Genomic DNA, 17,724 nt, shown 5'->3' with positions numbered 1-17,724 from the left:
CCTTAGCAACCTGATCACCCGAGGAGGAAGGCCATGACCGATAGAGTCGAAGGCCGCTGGGCTGAAATCTTCACCCCGCGCTATGCAACCGTGACGCTGATTCTGTGCCTGGGCGTCGCCCTTCTCGCCTTCAATGCTTTTCTCGCTTCGATTTCCCTGCCCACCGCGGTGCAGGAAATGGGCGGGGTAGCCCTGATCTCCTGGGCCCTTACGCTTTTCCTCGTCTTCGCCATCGTCGGCGGTTCCGGCGCGGCGCTCCTTAAGCAGCGTCTTGGTTCGCGGACGGCACTGCTCGTTTCGGCCGGAATTTTTCTCCTCGGCACCCTCGTTGCCGGCACGGCCACCTCCATGCCGCAGGTCCTTTTCGGCCGCGCCCTGCAGGGTCTTGGCGAAGGCGTCGTTTCCGCCGTCTGCTTTGCGCTGATCCCTGAACTCTTTCCCTCGCGCCTCGTCCCCAAGGTCTTCGGCCTTCAGGCCATGATCTGGGCCATCGCGGCTTTTGGCGGTCCGGCGCTTGCCGGCGTCCTCACCGAAATGGTGTCTTGGCGCGCCGCATTTCTTGTCAATGTGCCGCTGGTGCTGATCTTTGCCGCCATGGTCATGGTCAAGGTGCCCGCGCAATTGGCTGAAGATCGCAACAGCGTCCGTTTCCCTGGCCTGCGCCTTCTGGCCATCGGCAGCGGCATTATGCTTGTCGCCCTCGCCGCGCTGGCGGCGCCGCTTCTCGCCACGGCGCTCCTTGCCGGCGCCGTCGCTCTTCTCGTGCTCGCCGTCATCCTCGATGGTCGCGCCCAAACCCGGCTGATGCCGCCAGATGCCTTCCGGCCGATCTCGGTGGTCGGGACGGGCCTCTGGATCGTTCTTCTCATCAATATTGCCGGTGCCGGATCAGCCGTGTATCTCGTCCTGGTGGTCCAGGAGATCTGGTCCTACGGCCCGACCGCTGCAGGCGCTCTTGCCGCCGTTTTGGCCGTTGCCTGGAGCGGATCGGCGATCACCGTTGCCAATGTTCGTAGCAAGGAAACCCGCAAGACGCTGATCCGCATCGGCCCTGCCATGATCGGGACCGGACTTCTCCTGGTTCTGGCCGGTCTCCAGCTCGATCAGGTCGCGGTTCTGGTCATCGGGCAATTGGTCATCGGCTCAGGTTTTGGCATGTGCAATGGCTATATCAACCTGACGATGATGGAAGCGGCGAGCGATGCAGAACGCGACCGCACCTCGGCGCTTGTGCCGACGACCCAATCGGCCGGCAATGCGATTGGAGCGGCTCTAGCCGGCGTTGCCGCCAATTTAGCTGGCCTTGCTGCCGCCGGTTCGGCAGAAGCGGTCAAGTTCGCCATCATTCCCGTCTATGCTCTGGGCGTAGCAACTGCGGTTCTGGCGCTTGTTGCGGCCTGGCGCATGGTATCGATGATCCGTCCGCAGGACGCTGATTCGAGCTTTGCCGTCGGCTGACCGAGGAGGTTTTCTTGCCCAGTCTCGCCATTGTCGGTACCGGCGCCATCGGCGGCACCGTCGCTGCCTGGCTTGCACAGGATCCTGCGCTCGACCTGACGCTCTGCGCTCGCACGCCTTTCGATAGCCTCGAAGTGACGACCCCGAACCGCCTGCTGAAAGCCGCGCCCCGTCTCGTTACCGACCCGGCGGACGTTGAACCGGTCGATTGGGTGCTGGTGGCCACTAAGACCTATGATGCGGATTCCACCAAACCCTGGCTCGACCGCCTCCTCGGGCCGCAAACGCGGGTGGCCGTCATCCAGAATGGGGTCGAGCATCGCGCGCTTTTCGCCCATCTCGTGCCCGCCGAACGCATCTTGCCCGTCATTATCAATCTGCCCGTGGCGCGGACCGCTCCCGGCCGCATGGTCCAGCACCGCCGCGGCGTCGTCGCTGTTCCCGACACCGCGGAAGGACGCACCTTTGCCGGCTTTTTCGCCAACACTGAAATCGAGGCGGCAGCCCATCGCGATTTTACCACCCAGGCCTGGCTCAAGCTGACCGGCAATGCGATTGCCATCGTGCCAACCCTGACGCTCCGCGCTACCGGTCCCGTCTGGTCGCCTGAGCTTGAACGCATCGTGCGCGGTGTCGTTGAGGAATGTGCGGCGGTTGGCCGCGCAGAAGGCGCCATCATCCCGCAAGACTTCGTCGAAAAGACTATCGAGACCTCGCGCACCATGCCCGAAGGCGCCACCGGCGGATCGCTGCACGCCGACCGCCTCGCCGGCAATCGCCTCGAACTCGATGCGCGCAATGGCGTTATCGTCCGGCTGGGGCGCCAGCACGGCATTTCGACGCCGATGAACGAACTTCTCGTCACCCTACTCGGTGCGTCCGGCGCCCCCTGGATAAAAGGGCAAGCGCTCTAAGCGCCCTTCCACCGCCGGACAACCTCTGGCATCCTTACCGGACCAATCGGAGCCTTGCCATGACGGAAACCGTCGTCTTGCCCACACGTTCGGCGCCGCGCCGCAGCAACAGCCTCATCGTGCCGCTGCTGGTCGTGCCGTTCGTGCTTTATAATATCGTTGTCTTCTTGTTCTTTGGCGCCAATCCGATCAATTGGGGAGCAGGTCTCTTCTCCATCCCCATGCCGTCCAATATGCCATGGGCCGTCACCGCCGGCGATCTCTTGCTGGTTCTTGGCATCATCATGCTCTTTTTCGAAGTGCTGAAGTCGACCCAGACGGCGCGCAACTCGATTATCGAGCACATGTTGTCCATGCTGCTCTTTGTGGTCTTCCTCGTCGAATTCCTGCTGGTCGGCGCTGCCGCCAGTTCGGTATTCTTTTTGTTGATGGTGATGAGCCTGATCGATGTGGTTGCCGGCTTCACCGTCTCCATCACCAGCGCCAGCCGCGACGTCTCGATGAACTGAAACAAAATTCCCCGCTTTTGGGGCGGGGATTGATTTCAGGCGACGACCGTCTTGCGATAGCCTTCCGGCATGCGACGAACCGCACTCGTCGCGCTCTGGCGATAGGCACCGACCGCATTGATCGGCCGCCGCTGTGCCACTGGCGCCGCGCGTCCGACGATAAGCTGGCTCACGAAGGCGGCAGTCGGCGCAAAGCGCGGGAGCGACGACTGTTCACGCGAAATGTCGATGCGGATGGGCAGGCCGGGACGAGCTGTTTCGCGATCGGTCATATCTGGCATTCCCTGTTCCGTTTCGGGCCGCCCGTCTCGTTTTGAGACGAATTGACGGCCCCATGCCCCTTAAGGAGCAAACGGCGTGCCAGATGTTAACGGATTGTTAACAGATTACGATCCCCAAACCTCAGAAATTGTCCTTTCCCTTGCGGATGGCGGCAAAAACTTCGGCGGGGTCTTTGCCCTCGAGACCATAATGCCGGGCTAGTTCCGGCGCGTCGGCACGCAGGAAGGGATTAGCCCGCTTGTCCTCGCCGAGCTCGAACGGAATCGTCGGTTTTCCCCCTTGCCGCAAGGACTTAACGACATCGGCGCGCTGCTGCAGCGCCCGATTGTGCGGGTCGATGCTGAGTGCAAAGCGCGCATTGCTTTCGGTATATTCGTGGCCGCAATAAACCAGCGTATCGTCGGGCAGCGCGCGGAGCTTCTTCACCCCCTCCCACATCGGTCCCGGCGTCCCCTCGAACATCCGTCCCACCCCGAGCGAAAACAGCGCATCGGCAGAAAAGAGATGTTTTCCAATGGGTTCGAAGTAGACGATATGCCCAAGTGTGTGACCGGGCGTTGCAATGACGTCGAAACGCGTTTCACCCAGCTCGACCTTATCCCCGTCCCCAACCAGCACATCGAGCCCCTCGATCTTGTCCGCCTCCGCCCGCGGCCCGACCACCCGGCAGCCAAACGCCGCCTTGAGTTGGGCAATCCCTTCCACATGGTCGACATGGTGATGGGTGATAAAGATATCCGACAGCGTCCAGCCGGTGCGGATCAGCGCATCCTCGATCGCATTGGCCTCCGGCGCATCGAGCGCCGCCGTGCGGCCGGTTGACTCGTCATGCAGCAGGTAGCCGAAATTATCGCTGCGGGCGGAAAAGACATCCACGATCAATGCCATAGCCGGCTCCTCGGGTTTGGTCGATGTTGTTGAACTGACCTTGAAAGGTAGGGCTGCGGCTCCGAGATGACAACCGCAGGGTTGGACAACTCCACCGATCCTTGGCTAGAGTTTGTCCATGACCAGCGATGTAGGCCGCCTGATCGAATATTATCGATCGCCCCTCGGGCGCATTTCCCGCGCCCTCGTGCGTGAGCAGATCATTTCCCTCGCTGGCGACGTTAAGGGCAAGCGCATCCTGGGCCTAGGCTTTGCCACCCCTTATATGCGCTTCGCACTGAAGCCGGCAGAACGGGTCTTGGCGCTGATGCCGGAGCGCCAGGGCGCTTCCGCGTGGCCGCGCGAAGGCCCGTCTCACACCGTGCTCTGCGATCCGCTCGAAATGCCGCTGACCGACGCCGCCGTTGATCTGACCATCGCTGTGCATGCGCTCGAACATGTGTCTGACGCCGAGGAACTAATGCGCGAACTCTGGCGCGTCACGGCACCAAATGGCCACCTGATCATCGTCGTGCCACGGCGGCGTGGCATCTGGGCCCAGCGTGACGCCACCCCTTTCGGTCAGGGCAATCCCTATTCCGGCGGCCAGCTTGAAAAGCTTCTCCGCGACCATTCTTTCGTGCCCGAAGCCTGGCGAGATGGACTGTTCATGCCGCCGATGCAGTCTTCCCTCGTCCTGCGCTCGGCACGCTTTTTCGAACGTGTCGGCCGCCTCTTCGGCCCGGCGATGAGCGGCGTGATCTGCGTTCGAGCCCGCAAGGAAGCGTTTCCGGCGGTCCCCCGTCGCAAGCGCGCCGAGCGCTATGTCCGCCTTCCCGGCATGGCGCCGGCAACGGCGCGCTCAGGCTCCTGAGCGAGAGAGGCTTTGCCTTTCACACCCCTTTTGCATATGGTCCGCGCGGCCTTTCCCGCCCGTCATCAAAGTGCGCCATGACCGATCCTATCCGCCCCACCCCGCAGCCCGGAATCTTGGACATTGCCCCCTATCTTCCTGGCAAATCTGGCGCGCCCGGCAGCAAGGTGGTCAAGCTTTCAGCCAATGAATCACCACTTGGCGCCAGCTCGAAGGCCATCGCCGCCTTTGCGAGCGCTGCCGAGCATCTCGAGATTTATCCGGAGGGCTCTTCCCGCATCCTGCGCGACGCCTTGGGTGAAGTGCATGGCGTCGATCCGGTCCGGATCATTTGCGGCAATGGTTCGGACGACCTCTTGCACCTTTTGGCTCAGACATATCTCGGCAAGGGCGATGAGGCGGTGATGAACCGCTTCGGCTTTTCGGTCTATCCGATCATCACCATGGCCACCGGCGCAAAGATCGTCATGGTCGATGAAGACGATTACACCGCCGATGTCGACGCCATTCTCGCCGCCATCACCGAACGCACCAAGATCATCTGGCTGGCCAATCCGAACAATCCGACAGGCACCTACCTTTCGGATAAGGACGTACGGCGCCTTCACGCGGCCTTGCGTCCGGATATCCTCCTCGTCATCGACAGCGCCTATGCCGAATATGTCACCGCCGCCGATTATTCGGTCGGCCTTGACCTCGTCGGCGAAGCTGAGAACGTGGTCATGGTCCGCACCTTTTCCAAGATGGGCCTTGCCGCCGCGCGGATCGGCTGGATGGTTGGTCCGGAGCACATCATCGACGCGCTCAATCGTATCCGCGGGCCGTTTAACGTCAATTTACCCGCGCAATTGGCCGGGGCTGCCGCAACGCGGGATGTGGAGTTCACCGACAAGCTGCGCGCCCATAATGCCAAGTGGCGCCAATGGCTGACAGCCGAGCTTGATGGCAACGCGATGCGCGTCTTGCCCAGCCAGGCCAATTTCATCCTTGTGCTTTTCCCCGATGCCGAAACCGCTGCACGCGCTTTCGGTACGCTGCTGGCCGGTGGCTATGTCGTGCGTGAAGTCGGCCAGTCCTACGACATCCACAACGGCCTTCGCATCTCCATCGGCTCGGAAGAGGCGATGCGAGGCGTTGCAAGAATCCTCAAATCGATGGAAGCCGCCCAATGAGCGCCCATTTTCGCAAGCTTGCGCTGATCGGCATCGGGCTGATCGGATCGTCCATCGCCCTTGCCGCGCGGCGCCAGGGCCTCGTCGATGTCATCGCCATCGCCACAAGGCGCCAGGAAACGCTCGACGAAGCGCGAGACCTCAAGCTCGGCGATATCTATACGCTCGATGCGGCTGAAGCCGTGCGCGGCGCCGACCTCGTCATTCTCTGCGCGCCAGTGGGTGCCTACGACGCGCTGGCCCGCATCATCGGCCCCGTGCTGGAACCCGGCGCCATCATTTCCGACGTCGGCTCGGTCAAGGAGCATGTGGTAAAGGTCGTGGCACCCCACCTGCCGAAGACAGTCTATTTCATCCCTGGCCACCCAATCGCCGGCACCGAGCATTCCGGCCCCTCCGCCGGCTTTGCCGAACTTTTCGCCGGCCGCTGGTGCGTGCTGACACCCGGAGCCGACGTGCCCGCAGACAAGACCGAGAAACTCGCTGCCTTCTGGCGCGCCATGGGCTCGAAGGTCGAGAGCATGGATGCGGCGCACCACGACATGGTGCTCGCCATCACGAGCCACATTCCGCATCTTGTCGCCTACAACATCGTCGGCACCGTCGCAGACCTTGAAACCGCGACCCAGTCCGAAGTCATCAAGTTCTCAGCCTCGGGTTTCCGTGACTTTACGCGTATCGCCGCCTCCGATCCGGTCATGTGGCGCGACGTGTTTCTGACCAATCGCGATGCCGTCCTCGAGATGCTCGGGCGCTTCCTTGAAGATTTGTCGGTGTTGCAGCGCGCTGTCCGCACTGGTGACGGTGCGTCCTTGGAAGCGATGTTTACCCGCACGCGTGCCATTCGTCGCTCGATCATCGATGCCGGCCAGGAAACGACCGCCCCCGATTTTGGCCGCCCGCACGAAGCACCGCCGGAGCCAACTGTGACCTTCGTGCGTGAGCACGGCGGCGGGGATGACGCCTAATCGCTAATATGACGTCAAAAGTTGCAAAAATTGCGCAAGTTGCACCTTGAATGGTAGGCGCAATGCGCATTTTATAGGCGGGCTTTGATTTGCCCGATCGCTGGCCGACGGTTCTTCCCGCCACCCCTTCGGGTCCCACATTTTTGATGTCTGGATACTGTCTTGCCTACCCTAAAGGCTGGCCGCGCCCGTTCACGCGGCGATGCGCGGGTTCATGTCGCCGCCGTCCATGACGGCAAGGGCCGGAACCCATTGGTGCGGATCACGATCTTCTCGCTGCGGCACTATTGGCAGGCGAGTCTCGCCATCGGCGCAACCATCATTGCTTCAGTGCTGCAGCTGATGATCCCACGCCTTTTGGGGCATGCTGTCGATCAGGCACAGAATGTTTTGAGCGTCGCGGCAGACGGGGCCCAGCAGGCCCTCCTCTGGAGCGCAGCGACATTGCTGATGGTTTCTGTGGCGCGCGGCTTTTTCACCCTCGTCCAGAACTATTTCTCGGAATCGGTGGGGCACCATGTCGGCTATGAGCTGCGCCTCGCGTTCTACGACAAGGTGCAGCGGCTTTCCTATTCATACCATGACCGGGTCCATTCGGGTGACTTGATCACGCTTGGTCTCTTGGATCTTGATGGCGTCCGCATGTTTTTTGCGACAGGGCTTGTGCGCACGATACTGCTGACGGTGCTGATCGGTGTTGGCGCCTATATGCTGCTGACGACAGATGTGGTGCTGGGCCTCTTGGCCCTGAGCTTTGTGCCATTTGTCGCCTGGCGCTCCTCGGTCGCGCAGCTGACGCTGCGGCACACCTGGATCGTGCTGCAGGAAAAGCTCTCGACCCTCACCCGCGTGATGGAAGAGAACCTTGGCGGCATCCGTGTCGTTCGCGCGTTCTCAAGCCAGAAATTTGAACTCAACAAGTTCGATTCTGCCTCGGAAGCCGCCTTGGCTCTGGCCCATGACCGTGTGATGATCCGCGTCAAGAACACGTCGATGATGACCTTTTCATTCTTTGCCGCCATGGGGCTCGTGCTCTGGGTTGGCGGGACAAAGGTGATCGCAGGCGAGATGACGGTCGGGACGCTCGCGAGCTTTTTGACCTTCATGACCATCCTGCAGATGCCGGTGCGGCAGCTGGGGTTGATGGTCAATTCCTTTGCGCGCGCCGATACCTGCGGGCAGCGGTTTTATGATTTCATCGACGAGGCCGAAGAGATCGTCGACAAGCCAGGCGCCGTGCCGCTCGAAGTCACCAAGGGCACGCTGCGCTTCGAGGATGTGCATTTCACCTATACCGGCGCAGTGCATCCGACATTGACCGGTGTCAGCTTCGAAGGGCATGCGGGTCAGACCATCGGTATCGTCGGCGCGCCGGGGAGCGGCAAGTCGACCATCGCCCACCTGATCCCACGTTTTTACGATGTCTCGTCTGGCCGCATCACCATCGACGGGCAGGACGTCCGCGACGTGACGGTTGAATCCTTGCGCCGCCAGGTCGGCGTCGTGCAGCAAGACTCGTTCCTTTTCACGACAACCATCGAGAACAATATTGCCTATGGCGATCCGTGGGCTAAGGAAACAAAGATCGAGCGGGCGGCCGAGAGCGCCCAGCTCCACAACTACATCATGGGGCTTCCCTCCGAATACGACACCGTGGTGGGCGAACGCGGTGTCTCGCTTTCGGGCGGCCAACGCCAGCGCCTGTCGATTGCGCGCAGTCTCGTTTTGCAGCCGGCGGTGATGGTATTCGACGATTCGACTGCTGCCATCGATGCGGGAACCGAGCATCGGATCCGCGCAGCCATCAAGGCCTATGCCAACGATCGTGTGACCATCATCATCGCCCACCGGCTTTCTTCGCTCATGCACGCCGATGTCATCCTCTTCCTCGAAGATGGCAAAATCGTCGAGCGCGGCAGCCATGCCGAACTCCTCGCGCAAGGCGGACGCTATCGGGCGCTTTATGATCTGCAGACACGGCCGACCGAGGATGTTGATATCGATATCGGGGAGGCTGCCCAATGAGCGTGATCGAGGACGACGAACGCGACAGCGCCCGTTTCCCGGGCCAGCGGCCGCCACGCGCAAGCGTCGGTAGTCACAAGATCGAGGAAGAGGTTTTCGGCAAGGCCTATGATCCGAAAACCGTGCGCCGTATCTGGGCCTTCGTAAAACCTTATCGCCGCAAGATCTATCTGTCGGTTGGCGCGGTGCTGGTCTTTACCGCCACCCAGCTCTCCATCCCGCTCATTATCGGCTGGGCCATTGATGGCGGCATGGTCGCAGGCGGCAATACCAATAATCTCGTCACCGCGGTTATCGCCTTTGCCATAGCTGTGCTGCTCAATTTCGGCGCTTCCTATGTGCAGGAAACCCAAGTGGGCGAGGTCGCGGAAAATGTGCTCTTCGACATGCGCCGGGCCATGTTCGCGCAGCTTCAGCGTGTCTCGCTCAGTTTCATGGACAAGACCGAAGTCGGCCGCCTGATGAGCCGCCTGCAGGGCGACGTCAATTCCATGCAGGAATTTCTCGAAACCTCGGTCATTTCCGTGGGCGACATCGTGCTGCTGATCGGCATCGTCGTCGTCTTGCTGACGCTCGATCCATGGCTGGGACTTCTGACGCTCGTCACCATGCCGATCCTTTTCATCGTCCGCATCTTCTGGCTGCCGCCAGCCAAGCGCGCCTTCTGGGCGGCACACGAAACCAATTCGCTGACCAACGGAGCCATGGCCGAAGGCATCAATGGCGTGCGGACGGTGCAGAACCTGGAACGGCAGAAGGTCAATTTCGATCTTTATGATGATAAGGCCTATCACAACCTCGAAACGCAGCTGACCGGATCGAAATTCGCTCAGGTCATGGTGCCCATCGTCGATAGTCTCACCGGCATCTCGATGGCCACGGTGGTTCTCGTCGGTGGTTCTCTGGTGCTCAACGGCTCGCTGCAGGTCGGCGTCATTGTCGCCTTCCTTTTCTATATCCAGCGTTTCTTCGATCCGATCCGCTCACTGACCATGCAATATTCGATCATGCAACGCGCCATGACCTCTGGCCGCCGCATTACCGAAGTGCTCGACCTGCCAGTGACCATCACCGACAAGCCGGGCGCGGTGGAATTAACAAGCGACATGGACGGCTCGGTCGCCTTCAACGACGTGGTCTTCGGCTACGACCCCGATCGGCCGGTGCTCAAGCATGTCTCTTTCCGCGTCAATCCTGGAGAAACGGTCGCACTTGTCGGGCCTACGGGTTCGGGTAAAACCAGCGCCATGGCGCTTGTCCATCGCTTTTACGAAGTTCAGGGCGGCGCAGTGCTGGTGGGCGGGCACGACGTACGCAATGTCACTCAGGAAAGCCTGGGCGAGCAGGTCGCCATGGTGCTGCAGGAGCCATTTCTCTTCACCGGCACCGTGTTTGAGAACATTCGTTACAATAAGGCGTCAGCAACCCGCGACGATGTTATCGCAGCGGCTAAGGCGGTGGGCGCGCATGAGTTCATCGAACGCCTGCCGGATGGTTATGACAGCAAGCTCGAACAGCGCGGCTCCAATCTGTCGCTGGGCCAACGCCAGCTTCTCAGTTTCGCCCGTGCACTGGTCGCCGACGCGAAGATCCTCGTGCTCGACGAAGCGACGGCCAATATCGACTCCTACACCGAGCGGCAAATCCAGAAGGCGCTCGAAACCCTGCTCGAAGGCCGCACCGGCCTTGTGATTGCACACCGCCTCGCGACCATTCGCGGCGCAGATCGGATCATCGTCCTGCAGAACGGGGAAAAGATCGAGGAGGGCAACCACGACCAGCTCATGGAGCTGGGTGGGCTTTATTCGCGGCTTTACAATATGAACTATGCCAGCTTCGACGACATTCCGGACGAGCTGGTGGCAAAAGCCAACGCAAAGGCGGCGAGCACGTAAAACAAAAAAGGCGCCCGACAGGACGCCTTTTTCATATTTTCAAAAATTAGAGCCGGCGAGCACGCCCATCGACGGTATTGCCGTATTTGCCAGCATAGACGCGGGCCGGCACAGGCAAGCGGGAGACGATCCAGCTGACCATGAGCGGGACGAGAACGATATCATCGACCCAGCCCACGAAGGGGATGAAGTCCGGGATGATGTCCAGCGGATTGACGAGATAGAAGGCAACAAACAGCGTCGCCGCCTTCAGATAGAGCGGGGTCTCGGCAGCCCAAAAAGCCTTCCAGAGCTGCACAATTTCCTTGCGGAACAGAACGAGGCGGGGGAGGAGCATCTTTATCATGCACCTTAAATGGCCCCGCATGATTTCGGTTCAAGAGACGCTCGATCACGAATTTGAGTCGCGTGCAGATTTGCCGTCCGGTGCCGGCCCGAAATGCGCATCGACAAAGCTGAGAGTTTCGCCGATGCGTGCCCGCCAGAGGTCCCAGGAATGGTCGCCGTCATAGATGCGGAAGGCAATAGGAACGACATCGGCCATCAGCGTTTGATAAAGCGCGATGGCGCCGCGCCAGAGCTTGTGGCAGAGTTTGCTGCTTCCTGAGGGCGTTGGCTAAAAGCGTAAAGACGTTCTCCGCATTGAATCGGCGGGGATCGAAGGGTTCACCAAAAGCGCCGGAAAAATGCGGCCCGGCCGGGGGCAGGTCCACGCCTGTGGTTAGCGTATCCTGATCGGCCCAATGGAAATAGGTGCTATCGATGATGAGGTCGATGTCCTCGGGCGGCTTGTCGAGGTCCTCGAAAGGCACGTTTTCCCAAATGGCAGGGGAAAGCGCGGCGATGGACGAATAGAGGTCGGCGTGACCTATGCCGAGCCGCAGCGCGCCGGCGCCGCCCATAGAAAGCCCGGCAATGGCTCGACCCGCTTTGTCGGCGCGTACCGGGAAATCCACCTCGATCTTCCGGCGCAGTTCTAGCGTTATGGCGGCTTCGACATCGTCCTTGCCGCCTAGAGGACGTGTATTGACATACCAATTGTTTCCCGCGGCCGGCATCACGACCAGCATGGGCTTTACCGTACCTTCTGCGATCAGCGCATCGAGCGTTGACTGCAGGTTTCCGGCACCGATCCAATCGTTCTGATTTCCGCCAAGGCCATGCAACAGGTAGAGGGCCGGCCAGCCTTCCTCCGGCGGCGTGCCATCCGGTCGATAGACATTGACCGCCATCGGCTGAGCCATCGAGCCAAGATTATAACTCTTGGTCACGATGGTGCTTGCTTGGGCAGCGCTGGCCGATAGCATGCAAAGGCCGACGGCAAGCGTGGCCCAGAAGTGTTTTGCGCCGATCAAGTTCATGAGACGGTGCCCAATCCTTGCTAGAGACACGAAACGGCAATATTGCGCGCCCATCTTGTCGGGCTTATGTGTCTTTGAGCAAGTTCGAAGGTGATCTCATGGCCGGTCCGGCACCCCGCAGAAAATCGGTAGGCGTCAATGTCGGCGGGGTCATGGTCGGTGGCGGCGCACCGGTCGTTGTCCAGTCGATGACCAATACCGATACGGCCGATATCGATGCGACCGTAAAGCAGGTGATGCAACTGGCGCGCGCCGGTTCGGAGATCGTCCGCATCACCGTCGACCGTGACGAAAGCGCAGCAGCAGTACCGATCATCCGCGATCGCCTTGCCGTCATGGGCTATGACGTGCCGCTTGTCGGCGATTTTCACTATATCGGCCACAAGCTTCTGACCGACCACCCTGCCTGCGCCGAAGCGCTGGCCAAATATCGCATTAATCCGGGCAATGTGGGCTTCAAGGCCAAGCGCGATACCCAGTTCGCAACGCTGATCGAGATCGCTAATCGCTATAACAAGCCGGTGCGGATCGGGGTCAATTGGGGCTCGCTCGACGAAGAGCTACTGACAAGGCTAATGGATGAAAACGCCGTTTCGGAGGCGCCGATTTCCGCTGCCGCCGTGCAGCGCGAGGCGATCATTCAGTCTGCGCTTCTTTCAGCCGCCCGTGCGGAAGAACTGGGCATGCGCCGCGACCAGATTCTCCTCTCGACCAAGGTGTCGGATGTCCAGCATCTGATCGCCGTCTATCAGGACCTCGCGGCCCGTTGCGATTACGCATTGCACTTGGGACTGACCGAAGCAGGCATGGGCTCAAAGGGCATCGTTGCGTCTTCGGCTGCCTTGGGCATTTTGTTGCAGCAAGGGATCGGCGATACGATCCGTATTTCCTTGACCCCAGAGCCGGGTGGCGATCGCACGACGGAAGTAAAGGTCGCCCAGGAGCTGCTGCAGACCATGGGCTTCCGCCAGTTCCTGCCCGTCGTGGCTGCGTGCCCGGGGTGCGGACGGACCACCTCGACGACCTTCCAGACGCTCGCGAAAGATATCCAAGACCATCTTAATGTCTCGATGCCCGAATGGCGCGAGCGCTATCCGGGCGTCGAAACGCTTTCGGTTGCGGTGATGGGCTGCATCGTCAACGGGCCGGGAGAATCGAAGCACGCCAATATCGGCATTTCCCTGCCGGGCACCGGCGAAACCCCCGCAGCGCCTGTCTTCGTCGACGGCGAGAAGGTCGCGACGTTGCGCGGTGCGGACGTCGCCGACCAGTTCAAGGTCATGGTAGCTGACTATATCGAGCGCAAGTTCGGCACAGGGCGACAGAACGCGGCCGAATGAACGAACGCAACACACGGCGCATCTTCTGGATCGCTATTCTCATCATTGTCCTCGGCGCGCTTAAACTCACCGGGCATCTGGGCTGATCAGGCCGCTTCTTTCCATTCGGGAAGCGGGAAGAGGCGGTCGTAGACCCAATTGAAGACGAATGCATAGGCCATATAGAAGATCGCCAAGGCGATATCCATGATCAGCGCCTGCCAGATCGAAATCTGCAGATACCAGGCAACGAGTGGAAGCATGATCGCGAGAAGCCCGAGCTCGAAGAGAACGGCGTGCGCTACACGGATGCCTGTGGTTTTGGCCGTGCCACCCGTGAACCGCTGCATCGCGTGGTCGAAGCCTAGATTGTATATATAGTTCCAGAGCATCGCGACAGTGGCGCTGGCAACGACGACCACGGCGGAATCGCTACCGGGCAGGTGAAACGCCAAGGCGGCCAGCGGTGTCGCGATAATGATTCCGATGAGCTCGAAGCTGACGGCGTGTCGGATACGATCTGCAGTTGTCCGCATGGGATGTCCCCTTGAATATCGGGTCGTCCCGAACGTGCACCCAATCAGGGGAGGTCGTCCTCACGAGCGAAGATATAGATTTTGCCCCTCCAGCCGGCAAGGTTTTAACGAGCATTTCCGATATTCGGCGGGCGCAAAGCAAAGACTCCGGCGCGCACGGGGGCGCCGCCACCCATGTCTGGGACGCGATATTCGGCAAGAAGGTCGAGATGATCGAGCGGCAGATCGCGGCGAAAAGGATCGCCGACGAGCACCGTTGTGGCTAATGCCTCCGCTTGGAGGATAGGCAACGTATGGCTGGCGACAGCTGCATCATAAAAGATATCGCCGGCCAGAATCAGGTCCACGGCGGGGACAGCCGAACCGCTCCATGGGGCCAGTGCGACACCATTGGCTTCGGCATTGAGCGTCATAGCGGCGAGGGCCAGAGGATCGGTCTCCAAGGCCCAGACTTTTGCCGCCTGAGCCTTGGCGGCCGCAATGCCGACGAGGCCCGAGCCGGCACCGAAATCGAGCACGGTTTTGTTCGCGACGATCTCCGGGTGCTGCGCCAGATGAACCGCGAGTGCCGCACCGCCAGCCCAGGCATAGGCCCAATAGGGTGGGTCGTCCGCACGGCCCCGTTGCGCCAAAAAAGAGATCAATCCGCTTTGCGGCGTTGGGCGATAGAGCGCTATATCGGGGCGGAAAGAAAGCGGGGCGAGCGTGAACCGCTCGCGAATATAATCTGCCGGGCTCACTCGGGCAGCTGGCAAGCATCCACCCAAGTGTTGCCGCAGAGCTCAGCGAGCCGAGGGACCGTCAGGCGGACCGAAGCATGGGTGTCTCCGCCCGCCGGGATGACCACGTCGTAAATTTTGAGCGAGGTGTCGAGGTAGATTGGGAGCGCAGCGGGCAAGCCGAAGGGACAGACGCCGCCAACCGGGTGGCTCGTCAACCGCAACACATCCTCGGCGCCCAGCATGCGTGGGCGACCGCCAAAGGCGGCTTTGGATTTCTGATTGTCGAGCCGTGCATCCCCGCGCGTGACGAGCAAGACTTCCTCGTCCCGGATACGAATGCAAAGCGTCTTGGCGATCTGGCCGGGTTCGACGCCATGGACAACCGCGGCGAGCGGGACGGTGGCCGTCGATTCGCTCGTGACTTCCACAGCGAGGTCCGGGGCGCGGACAGCAAGATCGGCGCGGACGGATTCAAGACTCATCGGCAAGGGACTCAAAAAAGATCGGCAAGGCGAGTTTCGTATTTGAACCGCGTCTTTTCGCGGATCGGTGTCGTTACGGCGCGGCGGAGGAAATCAAGCGGAATGTTTTTGGTCGTATCGAACGCCATGAGTTCGGAAACGGTGATTCGTTCGCCGGCATAGGGCGTAACTGTGATCTCCATTCCAGCCTCGACGCGACCGGGCTGCAGCACCCGGCAATAGGCGCCGGGACGGTTGGCCCGATGGAAACGCTTGACCCAGAACTTGTCGCCCATTTTGGCGGCGAAGGTCATGCAGGGCGTGCGGTGGTAGGTCACCTCGAGCAGGCAGTCACCGATTTGGTAGCGGTCGCCAATGGCCGTTCCAGCGCTGACCGGGCCCTCGATGACGAGGTTCTCCCCGAAGAGGCCCGGTGCGGTCGCTATGCCGTCCCGCGCCCACCAATCATAGTCGCCCTGGAAATAGATGTAGATCGCCTGATCGGCCCCGCCATGGTGCTTGCGGTCGAGGATTGCGTCATCGGCAATACCATTGGCGCCGATCGTCACAGGGCCATCAAGCGGATGTTTGTTGATGCCGGTAAGCGGGGAGTAATCGGCGATATGTTCGGCTTTCCCGGAGCACACGGCGAGAACCTTGGCCATGTCAGTTTTTCCGGCTGGCAAAGAATCTTGCCGTCGCGCGAAGGCCGTCGGCCTTGGGACCGAAAGTACGCAGGGCAAGAAGGGCCTCATTGACCGTGTTGTCGAGCACTTTCCGCGCGCCATCGAGGCCGAGGGTCGAGACAAGTGTCTGCTTTCCAGCCTCGGCATCCTTGCCCGTCGCCTTGCCCATGGCTTCGGGGGTGGCCGTAACGTCCAGAATATCGTCGGCAAGCTGGAAGGCCCGGCCGGCCGCTTCTGCGTAAGCGGTAAGGGCAGACAGGGCGCGAGCATCCGCCCCGCCAATGATTGCGCCCATACGCACGCTGGCCCGGATCAGGGCGCCTGTTTTCATGGCCTGCATGATGCCGATTTCGCCATCGGAAAAGCCGCCCTTTTCCCCTTCGATGTCACGCATCTGCCCGCCCACCATGCCGCCGGCACCGGCGCCAAGCGCCAGTTCGGTGACAAGGCGGATCCGGACGGCCGGATCGGCATGGGTAGTGGGTTCTCCGAGAAGGGCGAAGGCGTGGGTAAGGAGCGCGTCGCCAGCAAGGATGGCAGTGGCGTCGTCATAGGCCTTGTGAACAGTGGGCCGGCCCCGGCGCAGGTCATCGTCGTCCATGGCGGGCAGATCGTCATGGATCAGCGAATAGCAATGGATCATCTCTACCGCGAGGCCGGCAGGCAATGCCGCTTCGGGCGCAACCGAAAAGATCGCCGCGGCCTGCCGCACCAGAAGCGGGCGCAGGCGCTTGCCGCCTTCAAGGCTGCCGTGGCGCATTGCGGCGACGACGCGATCGGCAGCCGGACCAGGACCGGAAAGCCGCGGCCCAGTCAGGTAATCGGAAAGGCCGGCTTCAACGGCCCGGGCGCAGGCAGCGCTGTCGGTGGAAAAGTCGTACATGCCATGTTGCTAACCCGTTGCCGATGAAGCGGCAAGGGCTTGGCCGCAGAGGCAAGCCTCGCTATCACGATCGCATGGCAAAGCGGACAAAAGGCATCCGGCGCATATTGCGCCTTCTCGGCAGTGCCATTGTGCTGCTTGTCGCGATTCCTGTCGTGCTGACGCCGGCTTATCTTGTCGTGGACCCTGTTTCCGTGCCGATGATCGAGCGCTATTTGACCGGTCGCCCTGTAATCCGGACCTGGCGCGATATCGACGCGATTTCCGACCGTGTCAAAGCCTCTGTCGTCCTGTCCGAAGACGGGCAATTCTGCCGGCACTGGGGTGTCGATCTTGGCGCGCTGCGCGAAGAGGTCGATAACTTTATTGCCGGTCGCCCCGCCCGTGGCGCCTCGACACTGACCATGCAGGTCGCGCGCAATCTCTTCTTGTGGAATGACCCGGACCCTATCCGCAAAGTGCTCGAAGTGCCGCTTGCGATCTATATCGACTTTGTCCTGCCCAAGAAGCGGATCATGGAGATTTATCTCAACATTGCCGAATGGGGACCACAGGGCCAGTTTGGCGTGGTTGCCGGCAGCGAGAATGCCTTTGGCCGGGAGCCGCAGAATCTCGATTGGCGGACAGCGAGCCTCCTCGCCGTGACCCTGCCCAATCCGCTGGTGCGCAATCCAGCTCGGCCAAGCAATGGCCTGTTGCGCATTGCGGCAATTGTCGAAGAGCGCGCTCGCACCTATGGCGAGCGCGCAGGCTGCGTCGGTCCTTCGGGGCGCCTGTCCCTCTGACGGCGCC

General features: G+C 61.1%; 19 protein-coding genes. 10 read left to right on the top strand and 9 right to left on the bottom strand.

From position 1 onward, the window contains the following. Window positions 1-33: 33 nt before the first annotated feature. From VW35_RS11835 to VW35_RS11825, 3 genes are read left to right on the top strand one after another with little or no spacing between them, the layout of a single operon-like run. The gene (locus VW35_RS11835) at window positions 34-1,458 is read left to right on the top strand and encodes an MFS transporter (RefSeq protein WP_046143248.1); all 1,425 of its coding nucleotides are present in this window, start codon (window positions 34-36) and stop codon (window positions 1,456-1,458) included. Window positions 1,459-1,472: 14 nt separating this feature from the next. Further along, complete coding sequence (locus VW35_RS11830) at window positions 1,473-2,372, top strand: 2-dehydropantoate 2-reductase (protein ID WP_046143247.1); 900 nt, start codon at window positions 1,473-1,475, stop codon at window positions 2,370-2,372. Between the two features lie 59 nt (window positions 2,373-2,431). Beyond that, entirely contained in the window at window positions 2,432-2,881 is a 450-nt protein-coding gene (locus VW35_RS11825; protein ID WP_046143246.1) for a hypothetical protein, read from the top strand. 35 nt (window positions 2,882-2,916) lie between these two features. Here VW35_RS11825 and VW35_RS11820 read toward each other — a convergent pair whose 3' ends face one another. Together VW35_RS11820 and gloB are read right to left on the bottom strand one after the other, a co-directional pair. Then, complete coding sequence (locus VW35_RS11820) at window positions 2,917-3,153, bottom strand: hypothetical protein (RefSeq protein ID WP_046143245.1); 237 nt, start codon at window positions 3,151-3,153, stop codon at window positions 2,917-2,919. Between the two features lie 130 nt (window positions 3,154-3,283). Next, window positions 3,284-4,051 carry a hydroxyacylglutathione hydrolase gene (gene gloB / locus VW35_RS11815; protein WP_046143244.1) on the bottom strand — a complete coding sequence of 256 codons (768 nt, stop codon included), beginning with the start codon at window positions 4,049-4,051 and terminating at the stop codon, window positions 3,284-3,286. Between the two features lie 118 nt (window positions 4,052-4,169). On the opposite strand from gloB, the gene VW35_RS11810 reads away from it, so the two are divergent. The 5 genes from VW35_RS11810 to VW35_RS11790 all read left to right on the top strand — a co-directional run bounded on the left by VW35_RS11810 (window position 4,170) and on the right by VW35_RS11790 (window position 10,964). Beyond that, a complete protein-coding gene (locus tag VW35_RS11810) occupies window positions 4,170-4,904 on the top strand; it encodes a class I SAM-dependent methyltransferase (RefSeq protein ID WP_046143243.1) in 735 nt (244 codons plus the stop codon). A 77-nt stretch (window positions 4,905-4,981) separates the two neighbouring features. Next, window positions 4,982-6,076, top strand: coding sequence for a histidinol-phosphate transaminase (hisC, locus tag VW35_RS11805; RefSeq protein ID WP_046143242.1), 1,095 nt, complete (start codon window positions 4,982-4,984; stop codon window positions 6,074-6,076). Continuing rightward, a complete protein-coding gene (locus tag VW35_RS11800) occupies window positions 6,073-7,044 on the top strand; it encodes a prephenate/arogenate dehydrogenase family protein (RefSeq protein ID WP_046143241.1) in 972 nt (323 codons plus the stop codon). The genes hisC and VW35_RS11800 overlap by 4 nt, the downstream gene beginning before the upstream one ends. Before the next feature lie 162 nt (window positions 7,045-7,206). Then, the gene (locus VW35_RS11795) at window positions 7,207-9,069 is read left to right on the top strand and encodes an ABC transporter ATP-binding protein (protein WP_046143240.1); all 1,863 of its coding nucleotides are present in this window, start codon (window positions 7,207-7,209) and stop codon (window positions 9,067-9,069) included. Further along, the gene (locus VW35_RS11790; RefSeq protein ID WP_046143239.1) at window positions 9,066-10,964 is read left to right on the top strand and encodes an ABC transporter ATP-binding protein; all 1,899 of its coding nucleotides are present in this window, start codon (window positions 9,066-9,068) and stop codon (window positions 10,962-10,964) included. The genes VW35_RS11795 and VW35_RS11790 overlap by 4 nt, the downstream gene beginning before the upstream one ends. 46 nt (window positions 10,965-11,010) lie before the next feature. Here the strand turns inward: VW35_RS11790 and VW35_RS11785 are convergent, their stop codons facing one another. Further along, window positions 11,011-11,301 carry a YkvA family protein gene (locus tag VW35_RS11785; protein ID WP_200896892.1) on the bottom strand — a complete coding sequence of 97 codons (291 nt, stop codon included), beginning with the start codon at window positions 11,299-11,301 and terminating at the stop codon, window positions 11,011-11,013. Window positions 11,302-11,470: 169 nt separating this feature from the next. After that, window positions 11,471-12,325 (bottom strand): alpha/beta hydrolase, encoded by an 855-nt coding sequence (locus VW35_RS11780; protein WP_244465889.1) that lies wholly within the window; start codon window positions 12,323-12,325, stop codon window positions 11,471-11,473. Between the two features lie 98 nt (window positions 12,326-12,423). On the opposite strand from VW35_RS11780, the gene ispG reads away from it, so the two are divergent. After that, window positions 12,424-13,665, top strand: a complete 1,242-nt coding sequence (gene ispG / locus VW35_RS11775) for a flavodoxin-dependent (E)-4-hydroxy-3-methylbut-2-enyl-diphosphate synthase (RefSeq protein WP_046143367.1) — start codon at window positions 12,424-12,426, stop codon at window positions 13,663-13,665. Window positions 13,666-13,751: 86 nt separating this feature from the next. Here the strand turns inward: ispG and VW35_RS11770 are convergent, their stop codons facing one another. The 5 genes from VW35_RS11770 to VW35_RS11750 all read right to left on the bottom strand — a co-directional run bounded on the left by VW35_RS11770 (window position 13,752) and on the right by VW35_RS11750 (window position 16,932). Further along, a complete protein-coding gene (locus VW35_RS11770) occupies window positions 13,752-14,180 on the bottom strand; it encodes a PACE efflux transporter (RefSeq protein WP_046143237.1) in 429 nt (142 codons plus the stop codon). A 104-nt stretch (window positions 14,181-14,284) separates the two neighbouring features. After that, window positions 14,285-14,935, bottom strand: a complete 651-nt coding sequence (locus VW35_RS11765) for a class I SAM-dependent methyltransferase (protein WP_244465888.1) — start codon at window positions 14,933-14,935, stop codon at window positions 14,285-14,287. Beyond that, on the bottom strand, window positions 14,917-15,384 hold the full coding sequence (locus VW35_RS11760; protein ID WP_046143235.1) for a YbaK/EbsC family protein: 468 nt from the start codon (window positions 15,382-15,384) through the stop codon (window positions 14,917-14,919). The genes VW35_RS11765 and VW35_RS11760 overlap by 19 nt, the downstream gene beginning before the upstream one ends. Before the next feature lie 11 nt (window positions 15,385-15,395). Further along, window positions 15,396-16,028 (bottom strand): MOSC domain-containing protein, encoded by a 633-nt coding sequence (locus tag VW35_RS11755; RefSeq protein ID WP_046143234.1) that lies wholly within the window; start codon window positions 16,026-16,028, stop codon window positions 15,396-15,398. 1 nt (window position 16,029) lies between these two features. After that, window positions 16,030-16,932: a polyprenyl synthetase family protein gene (locus tag VW35_RS11750; RefSeq protein ID WP_046143233.1), complete on the bottom strand. Its 903-nt coding sequence runs from the start codon at window positions 16,930-16,932 to the stop codon at window positions 16,030-16,032. Between the two features lie 74 nt (window positions 16,933-17,006). On the opposite strand from VW35_RS11750, the gene VW35_RS11745 reads away from it, so the two are divergent. Continuing rightward, window positions 17,007-17,717 (top strand): biosynthetic peptidoglycan transglycosylase, encoded by a 711-nt coding sequence (locus tag VW35_RS11745; RefSeq protein WP_046143366.1) that lies wholly within the window; start codon window positions 17,007-17,009, stop codon window positions 17,715-17,717. Window positions 17,718-17,724: the final 7 nt, after the last annotated feature.

The organism is Devosia soli (genome assembly GCF_000970455.1).
Classification (GTDB): Bacteria; Pseudomonadota; Alphaproteobacteria; order Rhizobiales; family Devosiaceae; genus Devosia; species Devosia soli.
This window is presented reverse-complemented; position numbering and strand designations above follow the sequence as displayed.